A 16787-nucleotide genomic window follows, 5' to 3' on the forward strand; every position below is an offset into this window, starting at 1 on the left:
ACCGGCGGCGGGCGGCACACGCGGCGGGCCGGCACAAGCGGCGGGCCGGCGGGCGGAATCGACGAGCGCGGACGATGGGACGGAAGAGAGCGATGAGCAGCAAGCCTGGGACCACAGCCGGCCACCCGGAGCGGCACGCGCCGGCCGAACCGATCGCCGTCATCGCCATGGCCTGCCGCCTGCCGGGCGCGGCCGGCCCGCGGGACCTCTGGCGCCTCCTGCGGGACGGGGCGAGCGGCGTCGGGGACGTCCCCGCCGACCGCTGGAACGCCGAGGAGTTCTACGACCGGGAGGCGCGGCGGCCGGGCAGCGTGAACACGCGGCGCGGCGGCTTCCTCGACGACGTCGCCGGCTTCGACGCGGAGTTCTTCGGCATCTCCCCGCTGGAGGCCGAGGCGATGGACCCGCAGCAGCGGCTGGTGCTGGAGCTGGGCTGGGAGGCCTTCGAGAACGCAGGCCTGCGCCCCTCGGAGGTCCGGGGCACTGCCGCGGGTGTCTTCGTCGGCTCCATCGCCGCCGACTACGAGGCGCTGCTCGCGCAGCAGGGCCCCGAGGCGATCGGCCCGTACGCCTTCACCGGTCTGCAGCGGGCGCTCGTCGCCAACCGCCTCTCCCACACCTTCGGCCTGACCGGGCCCAGCATGACGGTGGACACCGGACAGTCGTCCTCCCTGGTCGCCGTGCACCTGGCCTGCGAGAGCCTGCGCCGCGGCGAGTCCGAACTCGCGCTCGCCGGCGGTGTGCACCTCAACCTCATCCCCGAGAGCGCGGTGCGCGCCTCGCAGTTCGGCGTGCTGTCCCCGGACGGCGAGTGCCACACCTTCGATGCCCGCGCCAACGGTTTCGTACGCGGCGAGGGCGCCGCCGTCGTCCTGCTCAAGCCGCTGGCCCGGGCGCTCGCCGACGAGGACGAGATCGTCTGCGTCGTCCACGGCAGCGCGGTCAACAACGACGGCCGCGGCGAAGGGCTCGGCGTGCCGAACCCCGACGCGCAGGGCGACGTCATCCGCGCCGCCCTGCGCCAGGCGGGTGTCGCGGCCCGCGACATCGGCTACGTCGAGCTGCACGGCACCGGCACCCCGGTGGGCGACCGGCTGGAGGCCGAGGCGCTGGGCGGTGTCTTCGCGGCCGGCCGCGAGGACGTCGGCCCGCTGCGGGTCGGCTCGGTGAAGACGAACATCGGCCACCTGGAGGGCGCGGCGGGCATCGCCGGGCTGCTCAAGGCGGCCCTCAGCGTCCGGCACGGGGAGATACCCCGCAGCCTCAACTTCGAGCGGCCGAGCGACCTCGTCCCCCTGGACCGGCTGGGGCTCACCGTCCAGCGCGACCACGGCACGTGGCCCGGCGGCAGCCGCCCCCGGCTGGCCGGGGTCAGCTCGTTCGGTGTGGGCGGCACCAACTGCCATGTGGTCATCGGCCAGGCACCGCCGCGACCGGCGGCCGCCCCGGCCGGCGAGAGGGCCGCGGGCGCCGTCGTGCCGTGGGTGCTCTCCGCCCGCAGCACCGCCGCGCTGCGCGACCAGGCCCGGGCGCTCGGCGAGCGGTTCGCCGCCGACCTGGGGCTGACGCCCGCCGACGTGTCCTACGCGCTGGCCGCGACCCGCGACCCGATGGAACACCGGGCCGTGCTCGTGGCGGGAGCGCGGGAGGGCTTCCTGGCCGGGCTGGAGGCACTGGCCGAGGGGCGCCCCGCGCCGGGCCTCTTCCGCGGACGGGTCCGCCGCCCGGCCCGTACCGTCTTCGTCTTCCCCGGCCAGGGCTCGCAGTGGGAGGGCATGGCCCTTCAGCTGATGGAGGCCTCGGATGTCTTCCGCGCGTCCATCGAGGAGTGTGCGCAAGCCCTCGCCCCCCACACCGACTGGTCGTTGACGGACGTCCTGCGGGGCGCGCCCGGGGCGCCGGGCCTGGACCGGGTGGACGTGGTCCAGCCCGTGCTGTTCTCGGTGATGGTGTCGCTGGCCGCCCTGTGGCGCGCGCACGGCGTGGAACCGGACGCGGTGGTCGGCCACTCGCAGGGGGAGATCGCCGCCGCCTGCGTGTCGGGGGCGCTGTCGCTGGCGGACGCCGCCCGGGTCGTCGCCCTGCGCAGCCGCGCCATCGTCCGCCTCGCGGGCACCGGCGGCATGATGTCGGTGGCGCTGTCCCCGCATGACCTGGAGCCGCTGCTCGCCCGGCACCCGGGCGAGCTGGCCCTGGCCGTGGTCAACGGCCCGTCGTCGGCCGTGGCCGGAGGCTCCCCGCAGGCCCTCGCCGCCCTGCGCGCGAAGTGCGAGGAGACCGGCGTCCGTACGCACACCCTCCCCGTCGACTACGCCTCGCACTCCCCGCAGGTCGAGGCCGTCGCCGACGAGGTACGCACGGCCCTGGACGGCATCCGGCCGCGCACGGCCCGGATCCCCTACTGCTCCAGCACCACCGGGGAGTTCCTGGACACCCTGGCGCTCGACGGCGGCTACTGGTACCGCAACCTGCGCGACACGGTGCGCTTCGACCGCTCCACGCGGACCCTGCTCGACGCCGGCTTCGACCTGTTCGTCGAGGTCAGCCCGCACGCCGTACTGGCCGCCGGACTCGCCGACACCCTGGAGTCCCGCCCGGCCGGGGGCGACCGCGACGTCCGTGTGGTGGGCACCCTCGCCCGCGACGAGGGCGGCCTGGACCGCTTCCTGCTGTCCCTGGCCGAGGCCCACGCGGGCGGCGCCGCGGCGGACCTGGCCGAGGTGGCCCGGGCCGCCGGGGGCCGCCGGGTGCCGCTGCCCACCTACCCCTTCCAGCGGCGCCGGCACTGGCTGCGCACCCGGCCGCGCCCCGCGGCCGCGGCCCCGGCCGGGCCGGCCGATCCGGTCGAGCAGACCGGGCAGGCCGAACCGGTGCCCGCGGCGGCAGCGTCCGCCGAGGTGTCCGGCGCGGACGCGCTGGACCTCGTACTGGGGCACGCGGCCGCGCTGCTCGGGTACGCGGACCCGGCGGACGTCGACCCGCACGGCGCCTTCCGCGACCTGGGCTTCAACTCCCTGACCCTGGTGCAGTTGCGGCGGCGCCTCGCCGAGGCCACCGGCCTGCGGCTGCCCGCCACCCTGTTCTTCGACTTCCCCACGCCCGACGCCACGGCGCGGCGGCTGCGGGAGCTGGACGGCGGCCGGGCGGACGGCCCCGCGGACGCGCCCGCCGTGCCGTCCGCGGCCGGCGCGCCGCAGGACGGCGATCCGGTCGTCATCGTGTCGATGGCCTGCCGCTACCCCGGCGGCGTCGGCTCCCCCGAGGACCTGTGGCGGCTCGTCACCGAGGGCGGCGACGCCATGTCGGACTTCCCCGCCGACCGCGGCTGGGACCTGGACGCCCTCCACGACCCCGATCCCGCCCGCCCGGGCACCACGTACGCGCGCCGGGCCGGCTTCCTCTCCGACGCGGCCCGCTTCGACGCCACCCTGTTCGGCATCAGTCCGCGCGAGGCCCTGGCCATGGACCCGCAGCAGCGGATCATGCTGGAACTGGCCTGGGAGACCTTCGAACGGGCGGGCATCGACCCGCGGTCCGTCCGCGGCCACCGCACCGGCGTGTTCGTCGGCGCCATGCCCTCCGGCTACGGCCCCCCGCTGCACGAAGCCCCCCGCAACGCCGAGGGCCACCTGCTGACGGGATCCGCGCCCAGCGTCATATCCGGCCGGATCAGCTACGTCCTCGGACTCCAGGGCCCCGCCCTGACCGTGGACACCGCCTGCTCGTCCTCGCTGGTCTCCCTGCACCTGGCCGCGCAGGCCGTCGAGCGCGGCGAGTGCGACGCGGCGCTCGCCGGAGGCGTCACCGTCATGGCCAACCCGGGCATGTTCACCGAGTTCAGCCGCCAGCGCGGACTGGCGGCCGACGGCCTGTGCAAGGCGTACTCCGCCGACGCCGACGGCACCGGCTGGAGCGAGGGCGCCGGCCTGCTGCTGCTGGAACGCCTCTCCGACGCGCGCCGCCACGGCCACCCGGTCCTCGCGGTCGTCAAGGGCACCGCCACCAACCAGGACGGCGCCAGCAACGGGCTGACCGCCCCGCACGGCCCCTCCCAGGAGCGGGTCATCCGCGCGGCCCTCGACGCCGCCGGGCTCGCCCCGCACGAGGTGGACGCGGTCGAGGGCCACGGCACGGGCACCGTGCTCGGCGACCCGATCGAGGCCGCGGCGCTGCTGGCCACCTACGGCCGGGACCGGCCGGGCGACTCCCCGCTGTGGCTGGGCTCCCTCAAGTCCAACATCGGCCACACCCAGGCGGCGGCCGGGGTCGGCGGTGTGATCAAGACCGTCCTCGCGATGCGCCACGGCCTGCTGCCGCGCACCCTGCACGCCGAGTCCCCCTCACCGCACGTCGACTGGTCGTCGGGCGCCGTACGGCTGTTGCAGGAGCACCGGCCCTGGCCGGCGGCGGCCGCCCCGCGCCGGGCCGCGGTCTCCTCCTTCGGCATCAGCGGCACCAACGCGCACGTGGTCGTCGAGGAGCCGCCCGCCCCGGCGGCCGCGGCCGAACCGGCGGCCGCCCCGGCACCGGTCGGCGGACCCGTCGCCTGGCCGCTGTCGGCCGCCGACGAGGACGCGCTGCGCGCCACCGCGGCCCGACTGCGGGACGCGGTGGCCGGCGGACAGCCGCCCGCGCCGGCCGACATCGGCCACTCCCTGGCCACCGGACGCGCCGACCTGGCGCACCGCGCGGTCGTCCTCGCGACCGGCCACGAGGAGTTCACCGAGGCGCTGACCGCCCTCGCGGACGGCACGGCGACCCCGTCCGTCCACCGGGGCACCGCCGCCTCGGCACCCGGCCGGCTCGCCTTCCTCTTCACCGGGCAGGGCAGCCAGCGCCCCGGGATGGGCCGCGAACTGTACGGGGCGTTCCCGGTGTTCGCCCGTGCGCTCGACGAGGTGTGCCGACACCTCGACGGCCTGCTCGAAGGCTCCCTGCGCACCGTGATGTTCGCCCCCGAGGGCACCGCCGAGGCCGCCCTGCTGGACCGTACCCAGTGGACGCAGCCGGCCCTGTTCGCCTTCGAGGTCGCCCTCTTCCGGCTGGTCGAGGCGTGGGGCCTGCGCCCCGACCGGCTGCTCGGGCACTCCGTCGGCGAGCTCGCCGCCGCCCACGTGGCGGGGGTGCTGTCCCTGCCCGACGCCTGCGCGCTGGTCGCGGCCCGGGCCCGGCTGATGGGTGCGCTGCCGGAGGGCGGGGCCATGGCCGCGCTGCACGCGCCGGAGGAGGAGGTGCTCGGCCTGCTCGCCGGGCACGAGGACGTCGCGGGCGTCGCCGCCGTCAACGGCCCCCGCTCGGTCGTGGTGTCCGGGGCCGAGGACGTCGTACGGGAGATCCTGGACCGCTGCCGGGAGTCGGGCCGGCGCGGCAGGCTCCTCAACGTCAGCCACGCCTTCCACTCGCCGCTCATGGAGCCGATGCTGGAGCGGTTCGCCGCCGTCGCCCGGTCGGTGGCCTACCGGGCGCCGCGGATCCCCGTGGTGTCGTACCGCACCGGGCGGCCGGTGTCCGCCGCCGAGCTGTGCACCGCCGAGTACTGGGTGGAGCACGTCCGCCTGCCGGTGCGCTTCCTCGACGGGATGACCGCGCTCGCCGGGGACGGCGTACGGGCCTGCCTGGAACTGGGTCCCGACGGCGTGCTCGGCGCGATGGCCCGCGCGTGCCTGGCCGAGCCGGGGGCGACCGTACTGGCCGCGGCGGCCCGGCGGGGACGGCCGGAGCCGGACACGCTCCTCGGCGCGCTCGCCGAACTGCACGTGCGCGGCACGACGGTGGCCTGGGACCGGGTACTGGCCGGGCGCGGGGCGCGCCGGGTGGACCTGCCGGCCTATCCCTTCCGGGGTTCCGCGTACTGGCTGCCGCTGCCCGGTCCGGCCGGCGGCGGCCTGGCCGCGGCGGGCATCGGGCGCAGCGGCCACCCGCTGCTCGGCGCGGAGATCGAACTGCCGGGACAGGACGGCCTGTTGTTCACCTCGCGGCTGTCGACGGAGAGCCACCCGTGGCTCGCGGACCACGTCGTGCAGGGGACGGTCCTGGCGCCCGGTACCGCCTTCGTCGAGATCGCCCTGCAGGCCGGGGCCGCCGTCGGCGCCGCGGGAATCGCCGAGCTGGTGCTGCGGCGCCCGCTCGCGCTGGGCGCGGGCACCGCGGTGGACTTGCGCTGCCAGGTCGGGGCCGCCGGCCCGGACGGCACGCGCAGCGTCACGGTGCACTCCCGTCCGGCCGGTGCGGACCGCGGGGAGCCGTGGACCGACCACGCCGGCGGCCTGCTGCTGGGGCCGGAGGAGCCCGCGGCGCGGGAGGAGCGGGTGACCGTTCCGGCGGCGCCGGTGGACGCGGGCGAGGGGCACGGGCTCCCGGACGGCACGTACGAGCGGCTGGCCGGCCTGGGGTTCGCCTACGGGCCGGGCTTCCGGGGGCTGCGGTCGATGGGGCGCACCGGCGGAGCGCTGTGGGCCGAGGTGGCGCTGCCCGAAGGGCAGCGGCATGCGGCGGCCGCCTTCGCGGCGCACCCGGCGCTGCTGGACGCCGCGCTGCACCCCTTCCTGGTGGACGGTCTGGACTCGGGCGGCGGGGAGGTCCTGCTGCCCTTCGTGTGGCGCGGTGTACGGGTGCACAGCCCCGGAGCCGGGGCGGCCCGGGTGCGGCTGGAGCCGGGACCGGGTGCGGGCACGTTCGCGCTGGAGCTGGCGGACGGCGGGGGCCGGCCGGTCCTGACGGCGGAGTCCGTGGTGTTCCGCGCCCGTCCGGCCGGGAACGACCCGGCGGCGGCCCTGCTCGTACCCGACTGGTCGCCGGCGTCGGAGCCGGTGTCGGGGTCGGAGGCGGAGTCGGGGTCGGAGCCTGCGGTGGGCGGGCGGTGGGCGGTGCTGGGATCCGACAGCCTGGGGCTGGCCACGGCGTTCAAGGCACGGGACGTCGCGGTGACCACGTTCGTGGACCTGCTCGCCCTGGACGGCGGGCTGGGCGCGGCGCGGGAGGTCCCGGACGTCGTGTTCGTCACCGCCCGCGGTGAGGCCCCGGACACCGCGGACGCGACCCGCTCCGCCGCCCAGCGCACCCTGCTGCTGCTCCAGGAGTGGCTGACCGACACCCGCCTCGGCGACAGCAGGCTGGTCTTCGTCACCTCCGGCGCCGTCGCCGCGACGGCCGCGGACGAGGTCTGCGACCTGGCCGGCGCCGCCCTGTGGGGGCTGGTGCGCAGCGCGCAGACCGAGCACCCCGGCCGGTTCGTCCTGGTCGACGTGGCCGCGGACGAGGACGTCGACGGGCGGGCCCTGGCCTCGGTGGTGGCATCCGGGGCGCCGCAGTCCGCGATCCGGGCGGGCACCGTACTGCACCCGGCCCTCACCCGGGCCGTCGCCGTCGCCGGCGGTGGCACCGGTGGTGGCGGACTGGAGGCGGCCGGAACGGCCTGGGGCGGGCACGGCACGGTGCTGGTCACCGGCGGCACCGGCGCCCTCGGCGCCCTGCTGGCCGAGCACCTGGTGCGCCGTCACGGCGTACGGGACCTGCTGCTGCTCAGCCGGAGCGGGCCGCAGGCTCCGGGCGCGGGGCGGCTCGTCGCCGCTCTGGCGGAGCTGGGGGCGTCGGCCACCGTCGTGGCCTGCGACGCCTCGGACGCGGAGGCGCTGGCAGCCGTACTGGCCGGTGTACCGGCCGACCGGCCGCTGACGGCCGTGGTGCACGCGGCGGGGATCACCGACGACTCGACGGTCGCGGGGCTCACGCCGCGCCGGCTGGAGCGGGTGCTGGAGGCCAAGTCCGCGGCCGCGCTGAACCTGCACCGGCTGACGGAGGGTGCGCCGCTGCGGGCGTTCGTGCTGTTCTCCTCCGTCATGGGCCTGCTGGGCGGCGCCGGACAGGCCAACTATGCGGCCGCCAATGCCCAGTTGGACGCGCTCGCCCGGCACCGGCGGGATCTCGGCCTGCCGGGTCTGTCCCTGGCCTGGGGGCTGTGGGGCGGCGCGGGGATGGGGGGCCGGCTCGGGGCGGCGGACCTGGCCCGTATGGCCCGGACGGGCCTGGCGCCGCTCTCGGCGGAGCAGGGCCTGGAGCTGTTCGACGCGGCCTGCGCGGGCGACGAGGCGGTCGTCGCGCCGGTCGCCCTGGCACCCCAGGCGCTGCGGGGTGACGGGCGCCGGCTTCCGGCGCTGCTGCGGGGCCTCGCCCGGGGCGGCGGGGCCCCGGCGGGGACCGCGGCGGCGGGGGCGGATTCCCCGCGTGAGGCGCTGCGCGGGCTGCCGCCGGCGGAGCGGCGGGCGGAACTCGTGGAGGTGGTGCGCCGCCTGGTCGCCGAGGTCCTGGGGCACGCCGGCGCGGAGGCGGTGGCCGCGGACCGCGACTTCTGGGAGCTGGGCCTGGACTCGCTCACCGCGCTGGAGCTGACCGGCAGGCTCGGTTCCGAGGCGGGGGTGCGACTGGGCGCGACGGCTGCCTTCGACCACCCGACGGCCCTGGCCCTGGCCGACCACCTGGGCGCCGAGATGGACGGGGCCTGAGAGACGGGCCGGTTCGACGGGGCCTGACAGACGGCCGCCGCCGTGGGGGTGTCCCCCGCGGCGGCGGCCGGTGCGGCGTGCGGGGGGTCAGTGCGCGAGGGCCTCGCGCAGGGTGTCCACGACCGCGCCGCGGTGTGCGTCGGCGAGGAGGAAGAAGTGGTCCCCGTCGAAGCGGCGGACCCGGCAGGGCCCGGTGGTGTGGTCGGCCCAGCCGTCCAGGGGCTCGTGCGGGACGAGCGGATCGGCCGTGCCGCCCAGGACGTACAGGGGCACGTCGAGGCGTATGTCCTCGAACCCTGCGGCCGCTTCCCGGCTGAGGTCGATGTCGGCGCGCAGGACGCGCGTGACGTGGGCGAGCATCTCCGGGTCCTGCATGACCCACTCGGGTGTGCCCCCGCCGTCGCGCAGCAGCCGTACCGCGTCCTCCTCGGTGCTGGTGGCGTGCGCCCGGCGCGTGGTCCGGCCGGGTACCTGCCCGCTGACGACGGCGGCGCGGCAGTGCGGGCCGAGGAGGTGCGCGGCGCGGGTGGCCAGGAGCGCCCCGAGGCTGTGGCCGAAGACCACGGTGGGCAGCGGGTCCCGGCCCAGCACCTCGTCGGTGACGGAGTCGACGACCTCGCCGAGGCGGCAGCCGGGGGTCTCGCCGAAGCGGCGCTCCCTCCCGGGCAGCGACAGCCCGAGCACTTCGACGTCGTCGGGGAGTGGTTCGACGAGGGGGAAGAGGGTGTTGGGGCCGGCTCCGGAGTGTGGGAACACCAGCAGGCGCAGCCGGGGCGCGACTGCCGCCTCCTGCAGCCGCAGCAGCGGCCACCAGGGGGCGGTGGAGGAGGACTTCACGGTGGTCACGTCGTCCGTCCCGGTCACGGGCAGTGGATGATCTGGCCGGCGTAGGACAGGCCGCCGCCGAACGCGAAGAGCAGTACGGGTGATCCCTTCTCGATCTCGCCGCGCTCGACGAGCTTGGAGAGCGCGAGCGGGATGCTGGCGGCGGAGGTGTTGCCCGAGTCCACGACGTCCTTGGCGACGACGGCGTTGACGGCGCCGATCTTGCGGGCCAGCGGTTCGATGATCCGCAGGTTGGCCTGGTGCAGGACGACGCCGCCCAGGTCCTCGGGCTTGATCCCGGCCCGCTCGCACACCTGGAGCGCGACCTTCGGCAGGGCGGTGGTGGCCCAGCGGTACACCGACTGCCCTTCCTGGGAGAAGGTGTGGGTCGGCGCCTCGATGCGCACGGCGTGCCCCATCTCGGGTACGGATCCCCACACGACCGGGCTGATGAGGGGCTCCTCGGAGGCGGCCACGACGGCCGCTCCGGCTCCGTCGCCGACGAGCACGCAGGTGGTGCGGTCGGTCCAGTCGGCGAAGTCCGTGAGCTTCTCCACACCGATGACCAGGGCCTTGGTGGCGGAGCCGGTCCGGATGCTCTGGTCCGCCAGCGCCATTGCGTGTGGAAATCCCGAACAGGCCGTGTTCACGTCGATCGCGGCCGGGGCCTTCGCGCCGACGGCCGCGGCGACGCGGGCCGCCATGTTGGGAGAGCGGTCCTGCGCCGTGCAGGTGGCGACGATGACGAAATCTATGTCCGCTCCGGTCAGGCCCGCATTAGCCAGGGCGTTTGCAGCGGCCTTTGCTGCCATGTCCGAAACCGACTCGTCATCGGCGGCCACCCGGCGGGTCTTGATCCCGACCCGGCTCTGAATCCACTCGTCACTGGTCTCGACCATCTGCTCCAGATCGGCGTTGGTCAAAACTTTTGACGGCTGATAGTGCCCGAAGGAAAGGACGCGGGACCCGACCATCAGTGATTCTCCTCGTTCCGTGGACCCTGACCCGGATCCGGATTGCCCAACGGTCACCCTATGCAGCGGGCCGACCGCACCTCATGCGGCGTTCACGCCCACCAGCTGATCCGCGCCACAGTCGTCCAGGGACGGGGCATGGGTCAAGATCGCGTGCTGAAGTCGCTGCAGGCGGGGGGCGGGCTCGATGCCGTGGTCCTCGACCAGGTTCCGCCTGACCCTGCTGTACGTCGCCAGCGCCTCGGCGGTCCGCCCGCTGCGGTACAGCGCCACCATCAGGTAGGCGAACAGGTTCTCCCACGTCGACCGGTCGTCGAGCAGCGCGTATATCTCGCCGACGAGGGCCTTGTGGTTTCCGAGTTCGAGTTCGAGCTCGAAACGCTGCTCGTACGCGAAGGAACGGCGCTCGTCGAGCCGGCGCCCGAGGGATTCGAATGCCGGAATTCCGCGCAGATCCTCCAGGGCCTGCCCGCGCCACAACGAAATGGCCTGCTCGAATGTTTTCGAAGCCTTTTCCCGCTCGCCCTGCCTGCGGAATTCCCGGGCCGACGCGAGCAGCCGGTCGAATTCATAGACGTCGAGATCGCATCCGACGAGGCGGAGTTTGTATCCGGGCGGCTGCGTGGTGATGAGGGCGGCTGCGTCGAGGTCGAGGCTCTGGAGGTGCTTGCGCAGCTTGGACACGTAGACGTGCAGGGCGGTGGAGGCGGTCTGCGGAGGCGCACCCGACCACAGGGCCTCGATGAGCCGGCCGGAGGACACGGCCTCGCCGTGGTGGGCGCAGAGATAGGCGAGCAGGGAGCGGAGCTTGAGCGCTCTCGGCGAAACCTGAACCCCTTCCGCTGTCTCTATCTCAACCGGTCCGAGCACTTGGAACTTCACGGTATTCCCCCTGGTAGATCTCTGCGCCACGAAGGGGATGCGAACAACCGGCCTGCATGTGCAGCCCCCCTCCGCACCCCTAGATCTTTCATGGGGTACCTAGATCGAGTCAAGCAGCTCATCTCTCTTCTGAGCAACCTTTGAGGTGTCGAGAGGGAATCTCCGCATTGCGAACGCTCCACACGAATCGGTCACATTTCACACTCATCCGAGATGACCTGATTCCGTTTCTCCGCCACCCCGGAACAGCCATTTCCCGCCACTCGAACCAAGCATTCAAGCCAAATACAAACGGCTCGAAAGCGACCTGCCGCGTGACCTCCATACCGCCACAAAACGGGCATCCGATGCCACGGCTACCTCACCGCCGCCCCAGATCCCGCCACGTCCGACCGAGCGCGTAACACCTCGGCCACGCCGACGCCGGGTTCACCCCGCGCACCGACCCGGCTGCCCAGCACTCCGCCCCGACCCCCACACGGGGGCCGGGGCGGAGTGGCGTACGTCCGTACGGCTCAGGTGCGCCCGGCGCCGGTGAGGGTGGCCTCCGCCTCGGCCTCGGCCGGAGCGCCCGACCGCGGGCCGGGGACGGGGGCCGGGCTCACCGGACGGCGGCGCTCCACCGCCTTCTGTACGCGACGGCCGAGCCGCTGCATCGGCATCTCGACCAGTCGGTACATCAGGTGGCTGACGGCCACCACGACACCGAGGAAGATCGCCGTCCAGGCGATCTTGCCGAGGGTCGAGGACGGCTGCGGCGGAATCCCCAGCAGCGGTTCGATGGTGCGCAGCAGCGGGATGTGCAGCAGGTACACGGAGAAGCTGATCGCGCCGAGCCAGGTCAGCACCTTCGGGAAGCGCCGCTCCCGCAGGAGGAAGCCGACGCCGAAGAGCGCCCAGGCGGCGAGGTAGGCGACGGACCAGGCCTTCCAGCCGGAGGACCAGGTCAGGTCCAGAACCGCGCCGTGGTTGTACAGCCGGCCCACCAGAGCACCGGCGACGATCACGAACCCGCAGGCGAGGAGGGCCGGAATCCGGGCGAGCTGCCCGTGCTGGGCGCGGTAGACGACGGTCCCGGCGAACATGGTCGCGAAGATCATCCAGGTCTCGAAGGCGGGGGCCCTGCTGTTCAGCGTGACCAGCACCAGACCGACCGCGCCGAGCAGCAGGGCGCCTGCCCCGGTCAGCCTGCGGTTGCCGCTGAGCACTCCGGCGAGTCCCGCGAGCACGAGCGGCGTCACGATGAGGAGGAGCTTGCGGGTCGAGCCGAGTTCCGTGTTCAGGATGTGGGTTCCGACGGCCGTACCGGCCAGCAGCGCCACACCGGCCAGGCCCACGGAGATCGGGCCGCTGTGCCGGTGGAGGCCCCGGGTGAACAGGGCGGTGACGAGGAAGTAGAAGACCATCTCGTAGCAGAGCGTCCAGGTGACGTTCATGCCGTTGATCACGCCGAGCAGGTCCTGGAGCATCAGGCCGTTCGCCACCAGCGAGGCCGGGTTGTCGCCGGTGCGCAGCAGCTCGACCGAGTCGTCGCCGTCCGGAAGCATCATCATCGAGAGGACGAAGGCGGCGATCAGGGCCGGGTAGATCCGGAAGATCCGCCCGATCCAGAAGGCACGGACGTCGCCCCGCCGCTCCAGGGAGGCCGGGATGATGTAGCCGCTGACGATGAAGAAGAGCATGACGCCGAACAGGCCCATGTCGAAGCTCCGCCAGATCGCGCCCCCGAAGGGCAGCATCCGCAGCACGTCGAAGTGGTGCAGTGCCACGACCAGGGCGGCGATGCCGCGCAGCGCGTCCAGCCAGCCGAGCCGGGCCGCCGGCGCGCCGGCGGCCTTGGGCGCGGCCGACGCCTCGGACGTCCGCCGGGTGAGTTGGGGTATGAGCTTCACCGCAGGGACGATATCCGACGCCCGACAGCGGGCTGCCACGTGTGGGCCGGCATCGCGGGCCGACCGGTGTCGGCCCCAGGTCCCCGCCGCCGGGTCGCTCAGTCGGAGGAGCCGAACGCGGTGGCCACGTTCTCGCCGGCCCAGCCGGCCGGAATGCGCCAGATGACATGGACGCGGAAGACGTCACGGATCGTGTCCGCGGTCCAGTCCTCGGCGGGCGGCTCGGACAGGACGAGGAAGAGCCCGTCGGCCGGCGTGGACAGCGTGTGGTTGATTTCGAGCAGCCTGGTCGCGCCCGACCGCAGGTCCGCGTAGCCGGAGCGGCCCGCGCCCAGCGCCTCGTAGAGGAAGAGGCCCTGCGGGGTGGCGCAGCTGACGTCCACGACCGGCGAGTCGGCCGGCTGGAGGTCCGCCCAGAGCAGCGACGCCTTCAGCTCGTGGCGCACCGCTTCGTGCTTGCGGCACGCGCGGTCGGTCGCGGCGGCGGCCTCCAGTGCGCGGAGGAAGCCGTCCTTCGTGGCCGCGGCCGGCGTTGCGGTGCGGCGGGTGGTGGTGTCCGCGGTGGTCATCTGCGCTTCTTCCTTCGGTTCGGGTTGCGTCGTGGCGGCGGGCACCGCTGCGGTGGAGGTCGGCGCCGCGGCCGTGCCGAAGCGCTCCGCGAGCTCCCGCCGCGCTGCCGCGAGGGGGCCCGCCCAGCCGGAAGCGGCGAGCGCAGCCGCGAGCCGGCCCCGGTCGAACGTGCCGTCCTTGAGCGCACGGTTCGTCGTCGCGGCGAGATCGCGGAGAGCTCCGAGCCGTTCCCTGTCCGGATCGCCGAACAGGTGGAGTACGTCGACCCAGTCGGCCTGGTCCCGTCGGAGGATGCGGTTGGCCATCCCCTGGAGTTCGGAGAGCCGGATCCGGGCCTCGGGCACGTCGCCGTCGCTCTCGGCCAGTTCTGCCAGCACGTCGACTGCCGCGAGGTAGCGCCCTGCCATCCGCTCCGAGACGGGCGAGCGACCGCGCTGGTCGGCGGCGAGCACCGTCTGCGTCGTCTCGTTCGCGAACACCCAGCAGTCCAGCTTCTCGCCCCGTACCGGCGGAGCCGTCCCATGGCGGACGGTGAGCACCAGCGGCCGGTCGATCACCGGGGACAGGGGCCTGACCTTGTAGCGGCCTCCCGGAGCCCGGTCCACGACCTCGACCCGGACCTCGCTGCCGATCCGGGGGAGCCCTGCGGTGCCCGCGCCTTCCGGCCGGCCGGCGGGCCCGGTCGGCGCCTGGGCGTCCCCGACGCCAGTACCGGCGCCGGCACCGGTGAGCGCGTCCGGCAGCGGCGCGGTGTGCAGGACGGTCAGGCTCTGGGTGCTGCGGGTGAGGGCCACGTACAACTGGCGGAGCCCGGCGGGACCGCGGTCGGCGATGGTGGCGGGTTCGACGACCAGGACGTGGTCGTACTCCATTCCCTTGGCCTGGGTGGCGGCCAGCACGTGCACGGCCCGGCGGTCCTGCTCCGCGATGTCGCCGCCCCCGTCGATCCGGCGGCTGATGGCGTCCAGCCAGTCCGAGTCGTCGGGGACGAGGACGGCCACGGAGCGCGGTGTGCTCCCGTCGCTGGTGTGCACGAGGCGCGCCACGTGGGCGACGGTGTCGTCGAGCAGCTTCCACGGCTCGGTCGCCACGGTCCGTACGGCGTCCGCCCCCGCCTCACGGACCGCCCGCGGATACGGCAGGGCCGGGGCGATCACCCGGGCGAGCGGGGCGACGAAGTCCATGATCTCGGCGGGGACGCGGTAGCTGGTGTCGAGCGGGGCGACGCTCCAGTCGCCGTGATCGGAGAGGAGCGCGCCGAGCAGGTCCCAGCTCGTGGGGATGTGGGCGCCCGTCGCCTGCGCGAGGTCGCCGAGGACGGTCATGGAGCCGCCCACGGCGCAGCGCCGCCGCAGGGAGCGGGCCTGCATGGGCGTGAGGTCCTGTGCCTCGTCGACGACGATGTGCCCGTAGCGCGGCGGGGTGTCGCCGCTGATCAGCACGCCGAGTTCTTCGAGGCAGACGTGGTCCTCAAGGGTCCACGGATCGGCGTCGGCGCTGACGGCGCGGGCGCGCAGCAGGGACGCCTGCTCGTCCTCGTCGAGGATGCCGTCGGCGCAGGTCCGCAGCAGGTCGGCCGAGTCGTAGAGGCTGCGCAGGGCCTCTCGGGGGCCGGGGGACGGCCAGACGCGTTCGACGAGGCGCTCGACCCGGCGGTTGCGTTCCAGGTCGCGGCGGATGTTGCCGGCCTGCCCGCGGCGCGGCGCGATGTCGGCGAGCTCCTGGAGGAGGCGGTCGACGAAGAGCCCGCGCAGGCGCTCGCGCCGCTCCCGGAAGGGGCCGTCGCCGGCGTGGGCGCGGTCGAGGAGGGCGAGCACCTCGGACTTGGGTACGCGCAGGGTCGTACTGCCCGCGGTGACGACGACGGCGGGTTCGTCGCCCTCGAAGGAGGGAGCGACGGTGAGGGCGTCGAGGGCGTCGGGACGGTAGTCGCTCTCGACGCGGCGCCGCAGCACGGCCGCCATGCGGTCGTCCGACTTCACCAGGCGCGCCTTCGGGGAGTCGGTGCCGAGGATCTCGCCCTCCCACAGCCGGTCCAGTTGGACGGCGTTGACGTCGCGGGTGCCGAGGGTGGGGAGGACCTGTCCGACGTAGTCGAGGAACCGCTGGTGGGGGCCGATGACGAGGATGTCCTGGGCTTTGAAGTGCTCGTTGTTGACGAGCCAGGTAACGCGGTGGAGGCCGACCGCCGACTTGCCGGTACCGGGGCCGCCCTGCACGACGAGGATGTCCGAGGGCGAGCCGGTGACCAGCTCCATCTGGTCACGCCGGATGGTCTCGACGATGTCGCGCATCCGTCCGCCGCGCGACCGCTGGAGTTCGCGCAGCAGGAAGTCGTCCGGCTGGAGGGCCTTGCGCCGCTGCCGCCGGACGACGTCGCCGGGGCTGGGCGCCGCCGTACGCTCCGGGGCGCGGCGCGCGTCCGCTTCCTCCGCTTCCCCCGCCGCGTCGTCGTCGGGGGCCCGCCGGGGCTCGGGCACGGCGGCGGGCACGGGCTCCGGCACGGCGGCGGCATCGGGTACGGACGAAGGCGCGGGAGCGGGCGTCGGCACGGGAGCGGGCACGGTCTCAGGCGTCGCCGGGGAGATCTCGTCGAAGTAGCTCTCCACGATCCGCTGCACGCAGCGGAGTTGACGACGCAGGACCACCTCGCCCGGCTCCTCGGGCCGGGTCTCGATCCACCGCTTCGCCAGGGGGCTGGTCCACAGCAGGACCACCGGATCGTGCTTGGCGTCGTGCACACCGCGCCGCCCGATGTACCACGGCCGGGGAGCCTCACCCGGGTCCTCCGGGGCGTCTACGCGGGAGAAGACCAGGGCTTCGTCGCCGAGCCCTCCGTACGCCTCCGCACGAGCCTCCGCCTCGGCCCGGTTGGCGATCCCGTCCTTGCCGCTCGCCGAGGCCGTCGCGGCCGAAGTCCCGTTCAGCTCGGCCAGTTTCGCGGTGTAGCAGTCGTACGCGTGGTCCACCGCCCGCTGCTCGCCGGCGAGGATCTCGTCCCGAGTGGTGGTGCTCATGTGCGTCCTCCCTGCGGTGCCGGGGGACACCGCCACGGGCGTGCGCCCGTGCCCCGCTGAAACAACTATCAGAAACCGGACGGTAACGAACGGTCAGTGGATCAGTTCCCGGTCGGGAACCCGGAC

General features: G+C 74.5%; 6 protein-coding genes. 1 reads left to right on the forward strand and 5 read right to left on the reverse strand.

Features of this window, described 5'->3' with window-relative positions; translation table 11 throughout:
* Positions 1–92: 92 nt before the first annotated feature.
* On the forward strand, positions 93–8501 hold the full coding sequence (locus BSL84_RS14100; RefSeq protein WP_075970458.1) for a type I polyketide synthase: 8409 nt from the start codon (positions 93–95) through the stop codon (positions 8499–8501).
* 87 nt (positions 8502–8588) lie between these two features.
* Here BSL84_RS14100 and BSL84_RS14105 read toward each other — a convergent pair whose 3' ends face one another.
* The 5 genes from BSL84_RS14105 to BSL84_RS14125 all read right to left on the reverse strand — a co-directional run bounded on the left by BSL84_RS14105 (position 8589) and on the right by BSL84_RS14125 (position 16661).
* The gene (locus BSL84_RS14105; protein WP_075970459.1) at positions 8589–9365 is read right to left on the reverse strand and encodes a thioesterase II family protein; all 777 of its coding nucleotides are present in this window, start codon (positions 9363–9365) and stop codon (positions 8589–8591) included.
* The gene (locus tag BSL84_RS14110; RefSeq protein WP_075970460.1) at positions 9362–10300 is read right to left on the reverse strand and encodes a beta-ketoacyl-ACP synthase III; all 939 of its coding nucleotides are present in this window, start codon (positions 10298–10300) and stop codon (positions 9362–9364) included. Before BSL84_RS14110 ends, BSL84_RS14105 begins: the two co-directional genes overlap by 4 nt.
* Positions 10301–10381: 81 nt before the next feature.
* Positions 10382–11182 (reverse strand): AfsR/SARP family transcriptional regulator, encoded by an 801-nt coding sequence (locus tag BSL84_RS14115; RefSeq protein ID WP_045321436.1) that lies wholly within the window; start codon positions 11180–11182, stop codon positions 10382–10384.
* 515 nt (positions 11183–11697) lie between these two features.
* A complete protein-coding gene (locus tag BSL84_RS14120; RefSeq protein WP_075970461.1) occupies positions 11698–13074 on the reverse strand; it encodes an acyltransferase family protein in 1377 nt (458 codons plus the stop codon).
* 98 nt (positions 13075–13172) lie between these two features.
* The gene (locus tag BSL84_RS14125; RefSeq protein ID WP_075970462.1) at positions 13173–16661 is read right to left on the reverse strand and encodes a HelD family protein; all 3489 of its coding nucleotides are present in this window, start codon (positions 16659–16661) and stop codon (positions 13173–13175) included.
* Positions 16662–16787: the final 126 nt, after the last annotated feature.

The organism is Streptomyces sp. TN58 (assembly GCF_001941845.1).
Classification (GTDB): Bacteria; Actinomycetota; Actinomycetes; order Streptomycetales; family Streptomycetaceae; genus Streptomyces.